20 protein-coding genes are annotated in these 17,146 nt (G+C 67.0%); 18 read left to right on the top strand and 2 right to left on the bottom strand.

Annotation, left to right across the window (positions count from 1 at the left end; genetic code table 11):
* Positions 1-59: 59 nt before the first annotated feature.
* Genes gcvH through IEV56_RS03065 form a run of 3 tightly spaced genes read left to right on the top strand, consistent with a single transcriptional unit; the run spans position 60 to position 1,546 of the window.
* Positions 60-455 carry a glycine cleavage system protein GcvH gene (gene gcvH, locus IEV56_RS03075; protein WP_188447601.1) on the top strand — a complete coding sequence of 132 codons (396 nt, stop codon included), beginning with the start codon at positions 60-62 and terminating at the stop codon, positions 453-455.
* 27 nt (positions 456-482) lie between these two features.
* Positions 483-1,100: a hypothetical protein gene (locus IEV56_RS03070; protein WP_188447599.1), complete on the top strand. Its 618-nt coding sequence runs from the start codon at positions 483-485 to the stop codon at positions 1,098-1,100.
* A 41-nt stretch (positions 1,101-1,141) separates the two neighbouring features.
* The gene (locus IEV56_RS03065) at positions 1,142-1,546 is read left to right on the top strand and encodes a hypothetical protein (protein WP_188447597.1); all 405 of its coding nucleotides are present in this window, start codon (positions 1,142-1,144) and stop codon (positions 1,544-1,546) included.
* A gap of 84 nt (positions 1,547-1,630) precedes the next feature.
* Here IEV56_RS03065 and IEV56_RS03060 read toward each other — a convergent pair whose 3' ends face one another.
* Complete coding sequence (locus tag IEV56_RS03060) at positions 1,631-2,923, bottom strand: serine hydrolase domain-containing protein (RefSeq protein ID WP_188447595.1); 1,293 nt, start codon at positions 2,921-2,923, stop codon at positions 1,631-1,633.
* 100 nt (positions 2,924-3,023) lie between these two features.
* On the opposite strand from IEV56_RS03060, the gene IEV56_RS03055 reads away from it, so the two are divergent.
* From IEV56_RS03055 to IEV56_RS03035, 5 genes are read left to right on the top strand one after another with little or no spacing between them, the layout of a single operon-like run.
* On the top strand, positions 3,024-3,587 hold the full coding sequence (locus IEV56_RS03055) for a YqgE/AlgH family protein (RefSeq protein ID WP_188447593.1): 564 nt from the start codon (positions 3,024-3,026) through the stop codon (positions 3,585-3,587).
* Positions 3,587-4,057: a Holliday junction resolvase RuvX gene (gene ruvX, locus IEV56_RS03050; RefSeq protein WP_188447591.1), complete on the top strand. Its 471-nt coding sequence runs from the start codon at positions 3,587-3,589 to the stop codon at positions 4,055-4,057. The genes IEV56_RS03055 and ruvX overlap by 1 nt, the downstream gene beginning before the upstream one ends.
* Positions 4,054-4,977, top strand: a complete 924-nt coding sequence (locus tag IEV56_RS03045) for an aspartate carbamoyltransferase catalytic subunit (RefSeq protein ID WP_188447589.1) — start codon at positions 4,054-4,056, stop codon at positions 4,975-4,977. Before ruvX ends, IEV56_RS03045 begins: the two co-directional genes overlap by 4 nt.
* Entirely contained in the window at positions 4,974-6,860 is a 1,887-nt protein-coding gene (locus IEV56_RS03040) for an ABC-F family ATP-binding cassette domain-containing protein (RefSeq protein WP_188447587.1), read from the top strand. The genes IEV56_RS03045 and IEV56_RS03040 overlap by 4 nt, the downstream gene beginning before the upstream one ends.
* Positions 6,861-6,908: 48 nt before the next feature.
* Entirely contained in the window at positions 6,909-7,160 is a 252-nt protein-coding gene (locus IEV56_RS03035) for an FmdB family zinc ribbon protein (protein ID WP_188447585.1), read from the top strand.
* Between the two features lie 48 nt (positions 7,161-7,208).
* Here IEV56_RS03035 and IEV56_RS03030 read toward each other — a convergent pair whose 3' ends face one another.
* A complete protein-coding gene (locus tag IEV56_RS03030; RefSeq protein WP_188447584.1) occupies positions 7,209-8,150 on the bottom strand; it encodes a DUF3011 domain-containing protein in 942 nt (313 codons plus the stop codon).
* Between the two features lie 202 nt (positions 8,151-8,352).
* Here IEV56_RS03030 and aspS point away from each other — a divergent pair, with 202 nt between their 5' ends.
* From aspS to tolR, 10 genes are read left to right on the top strand one after another with little or no spacing between them, the layout of a single operon-like run.
* Positions 8,353-10,110 carry an aspartate--tRNA ligase gene (gene aspS / locus IEV56_RS03025; protein WP_188447582.1) on the top strand — a complete coding sequence of 586 codons (1,758 nt, stop codon included), beginning with the start codon at positions 8,353-8,355 and terminating at the stop codon, positions 10,108-10,110.
* A 5-nt stretch (positions 10,111-10,115) separates the two neighbouring features.
* Complete coding sequence (locus IEV56_RS03020) at positions 10,116-10,733, top strand: esterase/lipase family protein (protein WP_188447580.1); 618 nt, start codon at positions 10,116-10,118, stop codon at positions 10,731-10,733.
* A 34-nt stretch (positions 10,734-10,767) separates the two neighbouring features.
* Positions 10,768-11,487 (top strand): YebC/PmpR family DNA-binding transcriptional regulator, encoded by a 720-nt coding sequence (locus IEV56_RS03015; protein WP_188447578.1) that lies wholly within the window; start codon positions 10,768-10,770, stop codon positions 11,485-11,487.
* Positions 11,488-11,490: 3 nt separating this feature from the next.
* Positions 11,491-12,015 (top strand): crossover junction endodeoxyribonuclease RuvC, encoded by a 525-nt coding sequence (gene ruvC / locus IEV56_RS03010; protein WP_188447576.1) that lies wholly within the window; start codon positions 11,491-11,493, stop codon positions 12,013-12,015.
* Positions 12,012-12,599 (top strand): Holliday junction branch migration protein RuvA, encoded by a 588-nt coding sequence (gene ruvA, locus IEV56_RS03005; protein WP_188447574.1) that lies wholly within the window; start codon positions 12,012-12,014, stop codon positions 12,597-12,599. The genes ruvC and ruvA overlap by 4 nt, the downstream gene beginning before the upstream one ends.
* A 1-nt stretch (position 12,600) precedes the next feature.
* Entirely contained in the window at positions 12,601-14,496 is a 1,896-nt protein-coding gene (locus IEV56_RS03000; protein ID WP_188447572.1) for a potassium transporter Kup, read from the top strand.
* Positions 14,497-14,523: 27 nt separating this feature from the next.
* Positions 14,524-15,552: a Holliday junction branch migration DNA helicase RuvB gene (gene ruvB / locus IEV56_RS02995; protein ID WP_188447570.1), complete on the top strand. Its 1,029-nt coding sequence runs from the start codon at positions 14,524-14,526 to the stop codon at positions 15,550-15,552.
* Positions 15,549-15,959 (top strand): tol-pal system-associated acyl-CoA thioesterase, encoded by a 411-nt coding sequence (gene ybgC / locus IEV56_RS02990; protein ID WP_188447568.1) that lies wholly within the window; start codon positions 15,549-15,551, stop codon positions 15,957-15,959. The genes ruvB and ybgC overlap by 4 nt, the downstream gene beginning before the upstream one ends.
* A complete protein-coding gene (tolQ, locus tag IEV56_RS02985) occupies positions 15,956-16,702 on the top strand; it encodes a protein TolQ (protein WP_188447566.1) in 747 nt (248 codons plus the stop codon). Before ybgC ends, tolQ begins: the two co-directional genes overlap by 4 nt.
* A 9-nt stretch (positions 16,703-16,711) precedes the next feature.
* Positions 16,712-17,146, top strand: a complete 435-nt coding sequence (gene tolR / locus IEV56_RS02980; RefSeq protein WP_188447565.1) for a protein TolR — start codon at positions 16,712-16,714, stop codon at positions 17,144-17,146.

Here is a 17,146-nt window from a genome sequence, read left to right as displayed (position 1 = left end):
TAACGCCGCCATCCGTTGGCGGTACACTATCGCCACCCAACCCCCTGCGAGAGACCGTTATGAGCGAAATCCCCGGCGATTTGAAGTTCCTGAAATCCCATGAATGGGCGCGCGTCGAGGATGGCGGTACCGTCACCGTCGGCATTTCGGAGCATGCGCAGTCCCTGTTGGGCGACCTGGTGTACGTCGAGCTGCCGGCCGTCGGCGACAAGCTCGTGGCCGGCGCCGCGGCGGCGGTGGTCGAGTCGGTCAAGGCCGCCTCCGACGTCTACAGTCCGGTCACCGGCACCGTCACCGCCGTCAACGAGGCGCTGAGCGACAAGCCGGAAACCATCAACGAAGACGCCTACGGCGAAGGCTGGCTGTTCACGGTCATGCTCGACGAGCCGGAACAGGTCGCCGAGCTGCTCTCGCCCGACGATTACGCGGCCCTGCTCGAAGACGAAAGCCACTGATCCGTTCGCCGCCGCGTCGGCCGGACGATGGAAAACGAAGCCCGCGCATGCGGGCTTTTTTCCGTCCGCATGACGGAAAATTTCGCGCAGTTTCGCGTTTTTCCCGATTCCGGAATGCGCCGCAGGCAAAATTTTCCGTCTGCGGCGCCGCCGTCGCGGCACGCATCCGGCCTGTCCGATTCCCTCCCGCGTTCTTCCGGCGCCGGTCGTGCGCGTTTTCGGAACACGCTGCAGCCCTTTGTTTTCAAGGCTTCCAGCGCGACGAAAAAAAATCTCCGGTCGCTGCGGTGCGATGCCGCCGATCGTCCCCATCGTCTCGCCGGCAAGTTGCCGCGGCGGGTCGGTTTTTTTTTCAATAAAAGTGTTGACATCGCAAAAACACTTGATTTAGCTTTCACTTGTGTTCCACGCGAATCGAGCCGAGTGATCAAGACGTCCTCCACAATCCAAGCAAACGCCATCGATTGTTTGCCGGCAATTGAGAAGTCTTCTTCCCCCGCGAAAACCGTTTCGGAATCGAAGCGATCGGCTCGTCTTCTTCACGGCACCCGGCTCCGCAAGGCGTCGGGTGTCTTTTTTTCCGCCGGCATGCCGGCGGTCTTGCCGGGAGCCCTTCCCGGCCATTGTTCCACCTGGGCACTTTGATACTACCTACCGTTCCAAAGCCAACTGACGAGGAGTTGACCATGGCTACCAAGAAAGCTGCAAAGAAACCGGCCGCTAAGAAAGCCGCCAAGAAAGTCGTGAAGAAAGCCGCCGCCAAAAAGCCGGCCGCCAAGAAAGTGGTGAAGAAAGCCGCCGCCAAAAAGCCAGCCGCCAAGAAAGCCGCCAAGAAAGTGGTGAAGAAGGCCGCCGCCAAGAAGCCGGCCGCCAAGAAAGCCGCCAAAAAGGTTGTGAAGAAAGTCGCCAAGAAAGCCGCCAAGAAAGTGGTGAAGAAGGCCGCCGCCAAGAAGCCGGCCGCCAAGAAAGCCGCCGCCAAAAAGCCGGCCGCCAAGAAAGCCGCCAAAAAACCGGCTGCTAAAAAAAAAGTAGTTAAGAAGAAAGCCGCCGCCCCGGCCGCTCCGGCTGCCCCGGCTGCTCCGGCGATCTGATCCAGCTGCACCGATTACCGTAACATCACCCCCTCTTGATTCCGCCCAGGGTCAAGAGGGGGCTTTTATTTGGGCGATCCGGATTCAATCGGCGCCGGCTGCGGTGTTTTCGGCGCCGCCTTCGAGTTCCAGCCAGTCACGTTCCCGTATGCCCAAGGCGCGGTCGATCCAGGCCGGCAGGAACGCCGAGGGCGACGCGCTTTCGCTGTTCCAGAGGGCCACGATGCCGACGTCCTGCTCCGGCAGGAAGGCGATGAAGGCACGGTAGCCGCGCACGGCGCCGCCATGGAACACGAGCTTTTGGCCGCGGTAGGTGAACACCCGCCACCCCAAGGCATAGGCCGCGCGGCTCAACCGCTCGGCGCGCCAGCCCGATGACCTCAATTCCCCGGGCGTATTGACCTGCGGCGTGTGGATTTTCTCCAGCAGGGATGGCGACAGCACGTCCGGATGATGGCCCAGCTGCGCGTTGGTCCATTGCGCCATGTCCTGGATGCTGGCGTTGACGCCGGCCGCCGGCGGCACATGGTAGTAGTTTTCGTTCGGCACCGTCGAGGTCCAGCCTTTGCCGGTGGCGACGTGCGGTTTGGCCCAGCTGGCGTTGGCCATCAACGCGTCGCGGCCGTAGGTGGCGTGGCGCATGCCCAGCGGCACGAAGATCTTCTTCTCGACCTGGTGGCTGTAGAAATCGCCGGTGACCGCGAACACCATGTCGCCGATCAGGCTGTAGGCGATGTTCTGGTAACCGTAGCAGTCGCCGGGCGTGCAGGCCATCGGCGCGTTGGACAGGCGTTCGGCCAGCAACGGATACGGCACGCTGCTTTCCAGGTCGCGGTCGTAGGTGTTCTTGGCCAAGCCGACCTGGTGGCTCAGGATGTCGCTGACGGTCAGCCGCTGCGACGCGGCGAAATCGCGCAGCTTGAACGCCGGCAGCTGCTTCGAGACCGGCGTGTCCCAGCCGAGCGCCTGCTCTTCGACCAGGATGCCGGTCAAGGTCGCGGCGAAGGCTTTCGACAGCGAGGCCACGCGGAACACGGTGTCGGCGCCGATCGGCTGCGGGTTGCGGACGTCGGTCACGCCGTAGCCGCGCGCCGACAGGATGCGGCCGTCCTGCACCAAGGCCATGGCCATGCCGGGAATCCGGCGCCGCGCCACGAAGGTTTCGGCCAACGCTTCCATTTCCTTCGCATCCGAAGACAGGTCGCGTACCGGCGCACGCGCGCTGCGCGCGCTTGCCGGAGTCGCCGCCGCCAGCGGCGGTTCATTGCCGGTGGCGACCGGTTTCAGGCTCTGGCTGCGCGCCGACGGCAATCCGGTGGCGCACAGCAGGACGGCGCAGGCGGCGAATACGGCGGGCAGGCGGCGGCGTTCGGTCATCGGAGGTGCCGGATGGAGGGCTGTCGGTAGTGTAGCCCGAGCGCGCCGGCCCCTCAATGAATGGCGGATAAAGCCGGCACCGCCGCGGTACAATAGCGCCATGCCGAACGCCACCTCCCTCGCCGAACAGCTGCTGATCGCCATGCCCGGGCTGCAGGACGATTATTTCGCGCGCTCGGTGTGCCTGGTCTGTCAACACGACGAGCAAGGCGCCATGGGCCTGGTGCTCAACCAGGATTCCGAGTTCGACCTCGGCAGCCTGTTCGACCAACTGCAGATGCCCTGCCGCGATCCGGCCGTGCGCGCCCGCGCCGTGCTGTCCGGCGGTCCGGTCAGCCCCGAACGCGGCTTCGTGCTGCACACCGACGGCGGCCGCTGGGACTCCAGCCTGCATCTGGGCAACGGCCTGACCGTGTCGACCTCGCGCGACGTATTGCAGGCCGTGGCCGCCGGACACGGCCCCACGCGTTTCCTGGTGCTGCTGGGTTACTCGGGCTGGTCGCCCGGCCAGCTGGAGCAGGAGCTGGCCGACAACGCCTGGTTGAATGCGCCGGCCTCGGACGCCATCCTGTTCGATGCGCCGATCGACCGGCGTTGGCAGGCGGCGGCCGGGCAATTGGGCATCGATTTGGCACGCCTGTCCAGCCAGACGGGGCACGCCTGATGGCTTGGCAGCAGGCCGGCGTGCTGACCGTGCTGGCGTTCGATGTCGGCGCCCGCCGTACTGGCGTCGCGGTCGGCAACAGCCTGTCCGGCACCGCGCGCCCGGTCGGCATTCTCGACGTCCACGAGGCCGGCCCGGATTGGCCGGCCTTGGACGCCTGGATGCGCGATTGGATGCCCGACGGTCTGGTGGTCGGCAATCCGCTGACCCAGGACGGCGACAACCAGCCCGCGCGCGACAAAGCCATCCGTTTCGCGCGCGCCCTGCAGCAGCGCTACGGCAAGCCGATCAGTTTCATGGACGAGCGCAACAGCTCGATCGAGGCCGCGCAACGCTTCGCCGAAAGCCGCGCGCGCGGCGAGGCCAAACGCCACCAAGCCGACCAACTCGACGCCTGGGCGGCCGTCATCATCCTGGAACGTTGGTTCCAGCAACCGCACAACCGTACCGAACTGGACGCCATCGCATGAATCCGCGCCACCTGATTTCCCTTGCCGATTTCGATGTCGCCGCTTTGCGCGGCCTGCTCGACCGCGCCGACGCCCTTCGGCCGGACGCCCTGGCCGGCACCGGTATGCGCGACAGCCTGCGCGGCCGCACCGTCTGCACCCTGTTCTTCGAACCGTCCACCCGCACCCGCGCTTCGTTCCAGCTGGCCGCCACGCGCCTGGGCGCCGACGTGCTGGCGTTCGACGCCGCCACCTCCAGCGGCAAGAAGGGCGAGACCGCGGTCGACACCCTGCGCAACCTGGAGGCGATGGGCGTCGACTGCTTCATCGTGCGCACCGCGGTCGACGGCGGCCTGCACGAATTGGCCGCCGCCGCCAAGCCGGAAACGCGGCTGATCAACGCCGGCGACGGCCGCAGCAACCACCCGACCCAGGGTCTGCTCGACATGTTGACCATCCGCCAGCGCAAAGGCGCCGACTTCGGCCGCCTGAGCGTGGCGCTGTGCGGCGACATCCGGCACTCGCGCGTCGCCCGTTCCGACCTGCAGGCCCTGAAGGCCTTGGGCTGCACCGACATCCGCGTGTGCGGCCCGGATGCGCTGATGCCGGACGACGCGACGCTCGACGGCTGCCGCCGTTTCGTGCGCTTCGACGAGGCGTTGGCCGGCGCCGACGTGGTGATGATGCTGCGCCTGCAGCGTGAACGCATGGAACAGGGCCTGGTCGCATCGCTGGAGGAATACTTCGCCGACTACGGACTGGACGGCCGCCGCCTGGCCTTGGCCAAGCCGGATGCTATGGTCATGCATCCGGGGCCGATGAACCGCGGCGTGGAGATCGCCGACGCCGTCGCCGACGGCCCGCAGTCGGCCATTCTGGCCCAGGTCGCCAACGGCGTGGCGGTGCGCATGGCCGCGTTGCAGGCGGTGTTCGCCGAATGATCGCCTTCCGCAATTTCGCGCTGCGCCGCGGCGAGCGCCTGCTGCTGTCCGACATCGACCTGACCCTGCATTCCGGCACCCGCGTCGGCGTGGTCGGGCGTAACGGCTGCGGTAAATCCAGCCTGTTCGCCGCCATTTTGGGCGAAGTCGAGGCCGACCGCGGCGACATCGACATGCCGACCCGGCTACGCATCGCCAGCGTCGCGCAGGAAACGCCGTCGTTGCCGGATTCGGCCCTGGATTTCGTGCTCAGCGGCGACCAAGACGTGTTCGACGTGATCCGCGCTGAAGCCGCGGCGATGGACGCCGAGGACTACGACGCGGTCGCCGACGCGCACCAGAAGCTCGACGAGCTCGGCGGCTACGACGCCCCGGCGCGCGCCGGCAAGCTGCTACACGGACTCGGCTTCTCGGCCGAAAGCCATCTGCGTCCGGTCTCGGATTTCTCCGGCGGCTGGCGCGTGCGCCTGAACCTGGCGCGGGCGTTGATGAAGCCGTCGGACCTGCTGCTGCTCGACGAACCGACCAACCACCTCGACCTCGACGCCGTGCTCTGGCTGGAACAGTGGTTGCTGCGTTATCCGGGCACCATCCTGCTGATCTCGCACGACCGCGAGTTCCTCGACGGCGTCTGCACCCATACGCTGCATCTGAACGACGGCCGCGCCAAGCTGTACACCGGCGACTACACCAGTTTCGAGCGCCAGCGCGCCGAGCACCTGCGCCTGCAGCAGATCAGCTTCGAGAAGGAGCAGGCCGAGCGCGAGCACCTGCAGAAGTTCATCGACCGCTTCAAGGCCAAAGCCAGCAAGGCCAAACAGGCGCAGTCGCGCATGAAGCGCCTGGCCAAGCTGGCCGGCACCGAGGCGGTGCGCGCCGAACGCGCGATGCACATCCAGTTCGGCCAGCCGGCCAAATTGCCGCATTCGCTGATCCGCCTGAACGGCGCCGATTGCGGCTACGGCGCCGGCGCGCGCATCCTGGAGCAGGTCGGCTTCGGGCTTGAGGCCGGCGACCGGGTCGGTCTGCTCGGTCCGAACGGCGCCGGCAAATCGACCTTGGTGAAGACCCTGGTCGGCGAATTGCCGTTGATCGACGGCGAGCGCGTGGCGCATCCGGACCTGCGCATCGGCTATTTCGCCCAACACACGGTGGAAAGCCTGACCGAAGGCCAGAGCCCGATGTGGCATCTGAAGGAAATCGCGCCGGACGCCGGCGAGCAGGCCCTGCGCAACTTCCTCGGCCAGTGGTATTTCGTCGGCGACCGCGCGTTCGAGTCGGTCGACGGCTTCTCCGGCGGCGAGCGCGCGCGTCTGGCCTTGGCGCTGATCGCCTACCGCCAGCCGAACGTGCTGCTGCTCGACGAACCGACCAACCACCTCGACATCGACATGCGCGAGGCCTTGGCCGAGGCGCTCAGCGATTTCGACGGCGCCATCGTGCTGGTCTCGCACGACCGCCACCTGATCGGCTTGGTCAGCGAGACCTTCTGGCGCGTGGCCGACGGCCATGTCGAGCCGTTCAACGGCGATTTGGACGAATACGCCGTCTGGCTGAAGGCGCGCAGCACCAAACTCGACCAGGCCGCCAGCAAGGCGCGCAGCGAGGCCAAGGTCGAAGCGGCCAAGCCCAAGGCCGCGCCGAAATCGCAGGCCGAACTCGGCAAGCTGCAGAAGCAGGTCGAGAAGCTGGAAAAACGCATGGCCGAGCTGGATTCGCAGCTCGCGCACATCCAGGAGGAAATGGCGCGGCCGGAGCTGTACCAGTCCGACGGCGGCGCGGTGCTGCTGCAGCTGGGCGAACAGCAGCGCAAGCTGGAGGCCGAGCGCGCCGGCGCCGAAGCCGATTGGCTGGCGGCCTACGAAGCCCTTGAACAGGGCTGATCAGGTCCTATATTCCCGTCACCCGTTTTCGCCTGGAGCACCGAACCCATGCCCATCTACGATTTCGCCTGTTCCGCCTGCGGCCACCGTTTCGAGCGCCTGCAGAAACTGTCCGACGCCGACCCGAGCGTCTGTCCGGCCTGCGGCAAAGAAGCCGTTTCCCGCCAGGTGACCGCGCCCGGGTTCCGTTTGGCCGGCGCCGGCTGGTACGAGACCGACTTCAAGAAGAACGGCGACAAAAAGAAGAACCTGGCCGAAAGCGCCAGCCCGCCGCCGTCGTCTGGCACGTCTTCCGACTGAAAAAAATCCCGGCCGAGGCCGGGATTTTTCATGGCTGGGCAGATTGGCTCAGCGTACGCCGAAACGCGCCCGGCAACCGTTGTCGACCCACAGGCCGCGGTTGTAATCGTAGCCCCAATCCCGGCCTTCGTCGCAACGCGCGTTCGACAGCCGCTCGATCAAGCGCGGCCGGCCGCGGTTGCGGTCCCAGGCGCAGGTGGTGTAGCGGTCATTGGTGCTGGCGCAGGTGACGCTATAACCCCAGTTGTCGCCTTGGTTGCCGCCCCAATCGCCGTCACGCATGCTGAATTCGGCCCGACAGCCGCGGCTGACCCAGACCGCCAGCACGTTCTGGCCCCAGCTGTAGCCTTCGGTGCAGCGTGCGTTAGACAGCTGGCGCACCAGGTGCGCGGTGCCGCGGTAGGGCTTGCGGCATTGGTGCTGGCGGCTACCGTCGCTTTCGCAGCGGAAGGTGCGTTCGTCCCATTGGCCGCCGCCCCAGCCGTTACCGGAATCGATGAAACGGCCGCGGCAACCGTCATCGACCCAGACATAGCCTTGGCGCGAGCCCCAGTTGCGGCCTTCGATGCAGCGGGTGTTCGAGATGTTCTGCTGCAGGCGCGCACGGCCGCGGAACGGCGTGCGGCATTCGCGGTAACGGCGGTCGTTGCTGGAGCAGATGATGCTGGTCGGTTTCCAGCTCCCGGCCGGCGGACGCCAGCCGCCGCTACCGCTGCCGCGCAACGAACCGGCGATGTCGGATTTGATGCGGCTGAAGGTCCAACGCGAATACTTGACCTGGTCGAGGTAGAAATCGAGCTGGTCATCAGGCAGTTCACGGCCGCCGGACTGGTCGCGGTATTCGTTCTCAATCACGCGGATCTGGTCGGAAACCGGCAGTGAGCCGATGTCTTCCGGCGCATAGGCGCGGGTGCTGGGCGGGACTCTGGTCTGGGCCGCGGCGGAGACGGACACCGTGGCCAACAGGACGGCGAATACGATACGCAACATGACGGCACTCCTTCGCGTGGGTGGCGAGGCCACTATACTTCCGTTTCGATGAACCGTACAGGAACCCGCCGCCGGGCGGTTTGGGCCGGCAATGACGGCCCGGTGGCGTGGAATTGCCGGCATTTTCGGCAAAAAATCGCGCAAAGCCCGGCCCGAGGCCTTAAAATACACGGTTCAAGCCTTTCCAGAGCCCAGCCATACCATGCGTAGCCATTTCTGCGGTCAACTCAACGAATCCTTCATCGGCCAGCGCGTCACCTTGTGCGGCTGGGCGGACGTGTCCCGAAACCTGGGCGGCGTCTGCTTCATCGACCTGCGCGATCACGAAGGCATCGTGCAGGTGGTGGCCGAGCCGGACAATCCGGCCTATGCCGTGGCCGCCGACGTGGGATACGAGTACTGCCTGAAGGTGACCGGTACCGTGCGCGCCCGCCATAGCGTCAACAGCAAGATCGCCACCGGCGCGGTCGAGGTCGTCGCCGAATCGATCGAGATCCTGAACACCGCCGCCACGCTGCCGTTCTACAACCACGAGAACCCGGGCGAGGACATCCGCCTGCGTTACCGCTATCTCGACCTGCGCCGGCCGGAGATGCAGCGCACCATGCGCACGCGCACCGCGCTGGTGCAGGCCCTGCGCCGCCATCTGGACGCCGCCGGCTTCCAGGATATCGAAACGCCGATCCTGACCAAGGCTACGCCGGAAGGCGCGCGCGACTACCTGGTGCCCAGCCGCGTGCATCCGGGCGAGTTCTTCGCCCTGCCGCAGTCGCCGCAGCTGTTCAAGCAGCTGCTGATGATGGCCGGCATGGACCGCTACTACCAGATCGCGCGCTGTTTCCGCGACGAAGACCTGCGCGCCGACCGCCAGCCGGAGTTCACCCAGCTCGACATGGAGTTCGCCTTCGTCACCGAGCAGGACATCCAGGATTTCGTCGAGGGCATGATCCGCGGCATCTTCCGCGAGGTGCAGGGCGTCGAACTGGCCGACCCGTTCCCGCGCATGACCTATGCCGAAGCCATGCGCCGCTACGGCTCCGACAAGCCCGACCTGCGCATCGCGCTCGAGTTGGTGGATGTGGCCGAGCTGGTCAAGCACTCCGAATTCAAGGTGTTCACCGACTGGGCCGGCCATGCCGACGGCCGCGTGGCCGCCCTGCGCGTGCCGGGCGGCGCGTCGCTGAGCCGCAAGCAGATCGACGACTTGGCCGCGCACTGCGCCAAATACGGCGCCAAGGGCTTGGCTTGGATGAAGGTCGAGGACCTGACCAAGGGCCGCGACGGCATCGCCTCGCCGATCGCCAAATTCCTGGACGACGCCACCCTGCAGGCGGTGCTGGCCGCCGCCGGCGCCAAAGAGGGCGACATCCTGTTCTTCGGTGCCGGCCCGTACAAGACCGTGTGCGACTTCATGGGCGCGTTGCGCCTGAAGGTCGCCAAGGACCTGGATCTGGTCGCCGAGGGCTGGGCGCCGCTGTGGGTCACCGACTTCCCGATGTTCGAGTGGGACGAGGAGGCGCAGCGCTACGTGGCTTTGCACCATCCGTTCACCGCTCCGAAAGTGGATGACGTCGACGATCTGGTCGCCAACGCCCGCACCGCGGTCAGCCGCGGCTACGACATGGTGCTGAACGGCAACGAGATCGGCGGCGGCTCGGTGCGCATCCACCGCACCGCCATGCAGAGCACGGTGTTCGACCTGCTCGGCATCTCCAAGGACGAGGCCCAGGCCAAGTTCGGCTTCCTGCTCGAAGCCCTGCAATACGGCGCACCGCCGCACGGCGGCATCGCCTTCGGCATCGACCGCATCGCCGCGCTGATGGCCGGCACCGAGTCGATCCGCGACGTCATCGCGTTCCCGAAGACCGCTTCGGCGCAATGCCTGCTGACCAGCGCGCCATCGCCGATTCCGGACGTGCAGTTGGCCGAACTGCACGTGAAAGTGCGCGAACCGGAATAAGCCCCATGGCGCCGCGCGTGCTGCTGGTGCATGGCCTGTGGATGCATGCGCCGGCGCTGGCATACTGGGCGCGCGGCCTGCGCCGGGCCGGATTCCGGCCGGTGCTGTTCTCCTATCGTTCGCTGCTGCAGGCGCCGGAAACCGCCATGGCGCGCCTGCGTGCCGTGGCGCTGGCCGTGCCGGACACGCACATCCTCGCCCATAGCCTGGGTGGCTTGGTGTCGGTCAAGGCCTTGGCCGGAACCGGCTTCCGCGGCCGCATCGTCTGCGTCGGTTCGCCGCTGGCCGGCAGCCGCGCCGCGCGCGTGCTGGCCTCGCGCCATCTGGGTCGTCTGGCCGGGCGCAGCCTGCCGTTGCTGTGCGAAGGCCTGCCGGCGGTGCCGGCGGGCTTGGACGTCTCGGCCATCGCCGGCACCATGGCACGCGGCTTGGGCCGGCTGTTGTTGCGTTTCGACGAGCCCGGCGACGGCACCGTGGCCGTCTCCGAAACGCGCATCCCGGGCTTGTCACGGCACGTCACGGTGGCCGCCAGCCACAGCGGCCAGCTGTTCTCGCCGGCCACGGTCGAGGCGGCCGTCGCGCTGTTGGCCGGCGCTCCCCAGGGGTGCGGGAAAGGCCTATAATTACGCCATTCGCACTATAACAACGGGTATTCCCATGGGCCGATTGATGGCAATCGCCGGACGCAAAAGCGCACAAGACGCGCGTCGCGGCAAGATCTTCACCAAACTCATCCGCGAAATCTCGGTGGCCGCGCGCCAAGGCGGTGGCGACCCGGGCGCCAACCCGCGCCTGCGCCTGGCGATGGACAAGGCGCTGGACGCCAACATGGCCAAGGACGTCATCGAACGCGCGGTCAAGAAGGCCACCGGCGAGCTGGAAGGCGTCAGCTACGAGGAGATCCGTTACGAAGGCTATGCGCCCGGCGGCGTCGCGGTCATCGTCGACTGCCTGACCGACAACAAGGTCCGCACCGTGTCCGACGTCCGGCACGCCTTCAGCAAGCACGGCGGCAATCTCGGCACCGACGGTTCGGTCGCCTATCTGTTCAAGAAGTGCGGCGTCATCAGCCTGCCGGCCGGCAGCGACGAGGACAAGGTCACCGAGGCGGCCATCGAAGCCGGCGCCGACGACGTGGTGGTGTATCCCGAAGACGGCGCCATCGACGTGATCACCGCACCGGACGCGTTCCAGGCCGTGCGCGACGCGCTGGCCGCCACCGGTCTGGTGCCGGAATCGGCCTCGGTCACGCTGCGCGCCGACAACGACGTCAAGGTCGGCGGCGAGGTCGCCGAGCAGGTGATCAAGCTGCTCGACATGCTGGAAGACCTCGACGACGTGCAGAACGTGTATTCGAACGCCGAACTCGAATCCTGATCCGTGGCTGTCCGCATCCTCGGCATCGACCCGGGTTCCCAACGCACCGGGGTGGGCATCATCGACGTCGACGGCGGCGGCCGCATCAGCCATGTGCACCATCAGCCGATCAAGCTGCTGGTGGCCGAGGATTTCGCGCGGCGCCTGAAGCTGCTGCTGGACGAGCTGGACGCGCTGATCGTCCGCTTCGCGCCGCAGGAAGTGGCGATCGAGAAGGTGTTCATGGCGCGCAACCCCGATTCCGCCTTGAAGCTCGGCCAGGCGCGCGGCGCCGCGATGTGCGCGGCCGTGTTGCGCGACCTGCCGATCCATGAGTACGCCGCCAAGGAGATCAAGCTGGCGGTGGTGGGCAAGGGCGGCGCCGACAAGGAACAGGTGCAGTACATGATGGGCTTGATGCTGAACATCCCCGGCAAGATCCAGGCCGACGCCGCCGACGCCCTGGCGGTCGCCGTCACCCACGCGCATGTGCGCGCCACCGCCAACCGCATCGGCGTGTCCGCACGCCAAGTCTGGAGCCGGAAATGATCGGACGCCTCCGCGGCACCCTCGCCAGCAAACACGCGCCCTGGATCCTGCTTGACGTCGGCGGCGTCGGCTACGAGCTGGAGGTGCCGATGTCGACCTATTACGACCTGCCGGCCGTCGGCGAGCCGTTGACCCTGTGCGTGCACCATGCGGTGCGCGAGGACGCGGTCAATCTGTACGGCTTCGCCACCGAGGCCGAGCGCCGGCTGTTCCGCGACGTGCAGAAGGTGTCCGGCATTGGCGCCAAGATCGCGTTGGCGGTGCTGTCCGGATCGAGCGTGGCCGAATTCGGGCGCATGCTGCAGGCCGGCGACGTGAGCGCGTTGGTCAAGATCCCCGGCATCGGCAAGAAGACCGCCGAGCGCATGATCGTCGAGCTGCGCGAGCGCAGCGCCGGCATGGCGTCGGCCGTGCCCGGCGTTCCGGCCGGGCAGCCGGCGGACGCGCTGTCCGAAGCCGGCATCGCGTTGCAGCAGCTGGGCTACAAGCCGGCCGAGATCGCCCGCATGGTGAAGGACGCCAAACCCGGCGACAGCGCGGAGGACATCATCCGCGCCGCCCTGAAATCGGCACTACGGAGCTGACATGAGCGCAAGCAGCCATTCCCCCTCGCAGGCCTCGCGCGCCGCCCTGGTGCTCGGCGCCATCGGCGTGGTGTTCGGCGACATCGGCACCAGTCCGCTGTATACGCTGAAAGAGGCCTTCGGCGGCCACTACGGCCTGACGCCGAGCCACGACAACGTGCTCGGCATCCTGTCGCTGGTGTTCTGGGCGATGGTGCTGGTGGTCACGCTGAAGTACGTGACCGTCATCATGCGCGCCGACAATCGCGGCGAAGGCGGCATCCTGTCGCTGATGACGGTGGTGCACCGGGCGCTGCCGATCGCCTCGCCGCTGAGCTACAGCATCGGCATCCTCGGCATCCTCGGCACCGCCTTCTTCTTCGGCGACGCGGTGATCACGCCGGCCATGTCGGTGCTATCGGCGGTGGAGGGCATGGAGCTGGTGGCGCCGGCGCTGCATCCGTACGTGCTGCCGGTGGCGCTGGCGGTGCTGGTGGCGCTGTTCGCCTCGCAGCGCTTCGGCACCGAGAAGGTCGGCAAGGTGTTCGGGCCGGTGATGTCGGTCTGGTTCGTCTGCATCGCGCTGCTGGGTGTGGCGCAGATCGTGAAGAACCCGTCGGTGCTGCTGGCGCTGAACCCGGCCTACGGCGTCTCGTTCTTCCTCGACAACGGCAGTGCCGCCTGGCTGGTGCTGGGCGCGGTGGTGCTGTGCGTCACCGGCGGCGAGGCCCTGTACGCCGACATGGGCCATTTCGGCCGGTTTCCCATCCGCAAGGCCTGGCTGTATTTCGTGTTGCCGGCGCTGGTGCTGAACTACTTCGGCCAAGGCGCGCTGGTGCTGGCCGATCCGGCCGCGGTGCGCAATCCGTTCTACAACCTGGTGCCGTCGGCGCTGCTGATCCCGATGATCGTGCTGGCCACCATGGCCACGGTCATCGCCTCGCAGGCGGTGATTTCCGGGGCGTTCTCGCTCAGTCGCGAGGCCGTGCAGCTCGGCTATCTGCCGCGCATGAAGATCGTGCACACGTCGGCGCACACCAAGGGCCAGATCTACGTGCCCTGGGTCAACAACATCCTGTTCATCACCGTGATCGGGCTGGTGATCGGCTTCGGCAGTTCCTCGGCGATGGCGGTCGCCTACGGCGTGTCGGTCACCGGCAGCATGCTGATCGACACCGTGCTGTTGATCATCCTGGCCTCGCAGGGCTGGCGCGTGCGCCCGGCCGTGATCTGGGCGTTCGGCGTCGCCTACCTGATCATCGACAGCGCGCTGTTCTCGGCCAACGCCATCAAGTTCCTGCACGGCGCCTGGGTGCCGGTGCTGCTGGGCCTGGTGGTGTTCACCATCATGCGCACCTGGCGCCACGGCCGCGACCTGGTGCGCGAGCAGGTCAACCGCGAGAGCCTGCGCATCGAGCATTTCGTCAAGAGCGTGCAGGTCGATCCGCCGACCCGGGTGCAGGGCACGGCCATCTTCATGACCCCGTCCAACGACTACCTGCCGCCCTCGATGCTGCATAACCTGAAGCACAACAAGGTGCTGCACGAGCGCAATATCCTGCTCAGCGTCGAGACCTCCGGCGTGCCGCGCGCCGACCAGGACGAGCGCTATGCGCTCAGCGATTTGGGCATCGGCTTCCTGCGCCTGACCCTGCGCTTCGGCTACATGGAGGATCCGGACGTGCCCAAGGCGCTGCGCCTGCTGAAACAGGCCAAGGTGCCGGGCCTCGACCTCGATCCGATGGACACCACCTACTTCGCCAGCCGCGAGGCCTTGATCGCCAAAGCCGACCAGGGCATGGCGATGTGGCGCGACAAGCTGTTCCTGTTCATGTCGCGCAACGCCACGCCGGCCACCGAGTTCTTCGGCATCCCCGGCGAGCGCTTGGTCGAGCTCGGCACGAAAGTGGTAATTTAAGGGCTGTCATGAACGGAAGCGAACGCCATGGATGAGACGCGCGTGGTCGGCGCCGCCGCCAACCGGGAGGATGAACTGGTCGAGGCCAGCATCCGCCCGAAGAGCCTGGACGAATACCTCGGCCAGCCGGCGGTGCGCGAGCAGATGAAGATCTACATCGAGGCCGCGCGCCGCCGCAGCGAGGCGCTCGACCATGTGCTCATCTTCGGGCCGCCCGGCCTGGGCAAGACCACGCTCAGCCACGTCATCGCCAACGAGATGGGCGTGTCGGTGCGGCAGACCTCCGGTCCGGTGATCGAGCGCGCCGGCGACCTGGCGGCGATCCTGACCAACCTGCAGCCGCACGACGTGCTGTTCATCGACGAGATCCACCGGCTGTCGCCGGTGATCGAGGAAGTGCTGTATCCGGCGATGGAGGACTTCCAGATCGACATCATGATCGGCGAAGGTCCGGCCGCGCGCTCGATCAAGCTCGACCTGCCGCCGTTCACCCTGATCGGCGCCACCACCCGCGCCGGCCTGCTGACCGGTCCGCTGCGCGACCGCTTCGGCATCGTGCAGCGCCTGGAGTTCTATTCGACCGAGGAGCTGGCGCGCATCGTGCGCCGCTCGGCCGGCATCCTCGGCATCGACTGCGACGCCGACGGCGCGGTCGAGATCGCGCGCCGTTCGCGCGGCACGCCGCGCATCGCCAACCGGCTGCTGCGGCGCGTGCGCGACTTCGCCCAGGTCAAGGGCGACGGCCGCATCGACGCCGACATGGCGGTCTCGGCGATGGCGATGCTGAAGGTCGACCCGGAAGGCTTCGACGACAGCGACCGGCGCCTGCTGCGGATGATCATGGACAATTTCGACGGCGGCCCGGTCGGCGTCGAGTCCTTGGCGGCGGCGCTCAGCGAAGAGCGCGGCACGCTCGAGGACGTGGTCGAGCCCTATCTCATCCAGCAGGGTTTCATCGTGCGCACCGCACGCGGACGCATGGCCACCGCCAAGGCCTATCGCCACTTCGGCCTGGCCATGCCCGGCGGCAAAGGCGATCCGGACCTGTTCGCATGAGCGCGTTCGAGTGGCCGGTGCGGGTGTACTGGGAGGACACCGACGCCGGCGGCGTGGTCTACCACGCGCGCTACCTGCATTTCCTGGAGCGCGCCCGCACCGAGTGGCTGCGCGGCTGCGGCTACGAACAGGGACATCTGAGCGCGAGCGACGACACGCTGTTCGCTGTACGGAACATGAATATCGACTTCCTGCGTCCCGCGAAGCTGGATGACAGCCTGACGGTTCGCATTACACTTTCGGAATGCCGGCGCGCCAGTTTCACGGTGCGGCATGCGTTGCTGCGCGGCGACGAGCTGCTGCTCACGGCCAGTGCGCAGATCGCCTGCCTGTCGGCGTCCCGCTTCAAGCCCCGCGCCATACCCGAGGCCCTGCTGGGCCTCATCCAGAACGGAGTCACCGCATGAGCCACGTGCTGCCCATCCTCGCCGCCGCCACCGCACAGCCCGCCGTCGCCGAAAGCGCGTCAGGCGGACTGAACTACCTGCAGCTGATCCTGCACGCCAGCCTGCCGGTGCAGGTGGTGATGCTGCTGCTGGTGGCCGCCTCGGCGCTGAGCTGGTTCATCATCTTCGGCAAGTCCAAGGCCTTCCGCGCCGCGCACCTGGAGGCCAACCGTTTCGAGGAGCGCTTCTGGTCCGGCGCCGAACTGAATCAGCTGTACCGCGACGCCACCGACCAGTCGCGCGAGGTGTCCGGGCTGGAGGCCATCTTCGAGGCCGGCTACCGCGAGTTCCTGCGCCTGCGCCTGCAGCAGGCCGCGGTCGACGCCCGCACCCAGGTCGAGGGCGCACAGCGCGCCATGCGCGCCACGCTGGCGCGCGAGGTCGACGCGCTCGAGCACAATCTCGAATTGCTGGCCAACGTCGGTTCGACCGCGCCCTACGTCGGCCTGGTCGGTACCGTGTTCGGCATCATGGTCTCGTTCCACGGCCTGGCCAACAACAAACAGGCCACCATCGCCTCGGTCGCGCCGGGCATCTCCGAGGCGCTGATCGCCACCGCCATGGGCCTGTTCGCGGCGATTCCGGCGGTCTGGGCCTACAACCGCTACGCTTCGCGTTCCGAGCGCATCTCGGTGCGCTACGAAAGCTTCGCCGAGGAGTTCTCCTCGATTCTGCAGCGCCAGACCAACCCCGACCGGCACTGAGGCCTTCCGATGAGCGCCGCCAGCTTCAACCGCCGCCACCGCAAGCGCAAGCTGAAGTCCGAGATCAACGTCGTGCCGTACATCGACGTGATGCTGGTGCTGCTGATCATCTTCATGGTGACCGCGCCGCTGCTGAACCTGGGCGTCGACATCGACTTGCCGAAATCCAGCGCCAAGGCCATCGCGCAGAAGAAGGAGCCGATTGTGGTGGTGGTCGATGCCGACGGCGGCTACAGCCTGAAGATGCAGGACATGCCGCAACAGCGGGTCGACGCCGCGGTGCTGGCGGCCAAGGTCTCGGCGTTCGTGAAGACCAATCCGGAGGTGGCCGTGTTCGTCGCCGGCGACCGCAGCGCCGATTACGACACCGTCTACCAGGCCATGGTGCTGCTGCAGCAGGCCGGCGTCGAGCGCGTGGGCCTGATGAGCAATTCGGCCGACTGA

The sequence above is a fragment of the Arenimonas maotaiensis genome (assembly GCF_014638745.1).
Taxonomy (GTDB): Bacteria; Pseudomonadota; Gammaproteobacteria; order Xanthomonadales; family Xanthomonadaceae; genus Arenimonas; species Arenimonas maotaiensis.
The sequence above is the reverse complement of the archived record's forward strand: the minus strand, read 5'-3'. Positions and strand labels throughout refer to the sequence as shown.

Bases quoted from the DNA above. Each gene is read 5' to 3' on its own strand.
- gcvH (WP_188447601.1), top strand. From the start codon at position 60: ATGAGCGAAATCCCCGGCGATTTGAAGTTCCTGAAATCCCATGAATGG.
- IEV56_RS03070 (WP_188447599.1), top strand. From the start codon at position 483: ATGGAAAACGAAGCCCGCGCATGCGGGCTTTTTTCCGTCCGCATGACG.
- IEV56_RS03065 (WP_188447597.1), top strand. From the start codon at position 1,142: ATGGCTACCAAGAAAGCTGCAAAGAAACCGGCCGCTAAGAAAGCCGCC.
- IEV56_RS03060 (WP_188447595.1), bottom strand. From the start codon at position 2,923: ATGACCGAACGCCGCCGCCTGCCCGCCGTATTCGCCGCCTGCGCCGTC.
- IEV56_RS03055 (WP_188447593.1), top strand. From the start codon at position 3,024: ATGCCGAACGCCACCTCCCTCGCCGAACAGCTGCTGATCGCCATGCCC.
- ruvX (WP_188447591.1), top strand. From the start codon at position 3,587: ATGGCTTGGCAGCAGGCCGGCGTGCTGACCGTGCTGGCGTTCGATGTC.
- IEV56_RS03045 (WP_188447589.1), top strand. From the start codon at position 4,054: ATGAATCCGCGCCACCTGATTTCCCTTGCCGATTTCGATGTCGCCGCT.
- IEV56_RS03040 (WP_188447587.1), top strand. From the start codon at position 4,974: ATGATCGCCTTCCGCAATTTCGCGCTGCGCCGCGGCGAGCGCCTGCTG.
- IEV56_RS03035 (WP_188447585.1), top strand. From the start codon at position 6,909: ATGCCCATCTACGATTTCGCCTGTTCCGCCTGCGGCCACCGTTTCGAG.
- IEV56_RS03030 (WP_188447584.1), bottom strand. From the start codon at position 8,150: ATGTTGCGTATCGTATTCGCCGTCCTGTTGGCCACGGTGTCCGTCTCC.
- aspS (WP_188447582.1), top strand. From the start codon at position 8,353: ATGCGTAGCCATTTCTGCGGTCAACTCAACGAATCCTTCATCGGCCAG.
- IEV56_RS03020 (WP_188447580.1), top strand. From the start codon at position 10,116: ATGGCGCCGCGCGTGCTGCTGGTGCATGGCCTGTGGATGCATGCGCCG.
- IEV56_RS03015 (WP_188447578.1), top strand. From the start codon at position 10,768: ATGGGCCGATTGATGGCAATCGCCGGACGCAAAAGCGCACAAGACGCG.
- ruvA (WP_188447574.1), top strand. From the start codon at position 12,012: ATGATCGGACGCCTCCGCGGCACCCTCGCCAGCAAACACGCGCCCTGG.
- IEV56_RS03000 (WP_188447572.1), top strand. From the start codon at position 12,601: ATGAGCGCAAGCAGCCATTCCCCCTCGCAGGCCTCGCGCGCCGCCCTG.
- ruvB (WP_188447570.1), top strand. From the start codon at position 14,524: ATGGATGAGACGCGCGTGGTCGGCGCCGCCGCCAACCGGGAGGATGAA.
- ybgC (WP_188447568.1), top strand. From the start codon at position 15,549: ATGAGCGCGTTCGAGTGGCCGGTGCGGGTGTACTGGGAGGACACCGAC.
- tolQ (WP_188447566.1), top strand. From the start codon at position 15,956: ATGAGCCACGTGCTGCCCATCCTCGCCGCCGCCACCGCACAGCCCGCC.
- tolR (WP_188447565.1), top strand. From the start codon at position 16,712: ATGAGCGCCGCCAGCTTCAACCGCCGCCACCGCAAGCGCAAGCTGAAG.